This is a genomic window from Streptomyces sp. NPDC059564, from assembly GCF_042735575.1.
GTDB lineage: Bacteria > Actinomycetota > Actinomycetes > Streptomycetales > Streptomycetaceae > Streptomyces.
Window position 1 is genome coordinate 1 of record NZ_JBHWBP010000726.1, and the last position, 1,071, is coordinate 1,071.

Annotated in this window: 1 protein-coding gene; it reads right to left on the reverse strand. The window is 74.0% G+C overall.

Going from position 1 to position 1,071, the window contains the following annotated elements:
• Window positions 1-1,071, reverse strand: a 1,071-nt coding sequence (locus tag ACFV0Q_RS41960; protein ID WP_385013389.1) for a LysM peptidoglycan-binding domain-containing protein, incomplete at both ends; no start/stop codon positions are given.

Sequence of the window (1,071 nt, forward strand, 5' to 3'; positions counted from 1 at the left end):
GGCTGGGGGTGGGCTTCGTAGTGGGTGCGACCGGGGCCGGGGCGGCAGGCGAGGGCGTCGCCGCGGGTGGAGTGGCGGCGGGCGGGTTGTTGTCGCCGGTCCGGGACTCCGACGGCGCCGGGGCCGGAGGCGTGGGGTTGGGGGCGTCGGCGGGGAGGGCGATCTGCTGCCCGGGGTAGATCAGGTTCGGGTCGGTGAACGGACCGGCGCCGTCGGGCAGAGGCGTGCCCTTGTTCAGCTCGAAGACTTCCGGATACCGGTCGGCGTCTCCCAGTTGCTCGTCGGCAATGGAGGAGAGGCTGTCTCCCGCGCGAACGCTGTACTGGGCCTGTCCTGCCCGAGCGGCGACGGCTTCGCCGCGATCGCCCTGGGCGTGGAGTCCCGTGCTCGGGGGAGCAGAAGCGTCGCCGGGGAGGAAGAGCACCCATCCGGGCTGGATGGGCTGGTCGGCATGGAACGTCGTCCCATCGGCCATCGCACGGCCCTCGTTGAGAGCGGCGATCTCCTCCCACCGGGAGGCGTCGCCCAGAGTGGTCTCGGCGATCGACCACAGGCTCTCGGCCGGCCGCAGGTCCCGCACGGTGTGCGTCACCGTTCCCGTTCCGGTCTCCTCGACCGATCCCGCACTCGCGCGGGCGCTGTCGGCCGCGTCCACGCCGGGTACGGCGGCCGCGCTCACGCTCACCGGCGCGGCCGGGACGGGTGCGGCGGTGGCGGTGGCGGTGGCGGCGAGGGCGGTACCGGCGGGCAGCGCCAGCAGGACGGCCCCTACGAGCGACGCGGCAGCCCGCTGCCCTACCAAGCCCCGGATCTGCGGGGCACTGCGCCCGCGCAGTTGGGCGGGGATCTCTAGCAGGACCGCGACGGCGAACTGGCTCCAGCCGATCCACCCGGAGGCGGCCAGGAGCAGCAGGAAGACCTGTCCGGAGTCGTCGGTGGACAGCAGGTTCGACAGGGCGGCGATGCCGGGTGGTCCGACCTGCGTGGTGGCCCACCACAGCAGGATGGGGAGGCCAGCCAGGAGGGCGGTGAGGAGGGTCAGGGAGAGCAGGCCGCGCCTGAGGGCGGCCG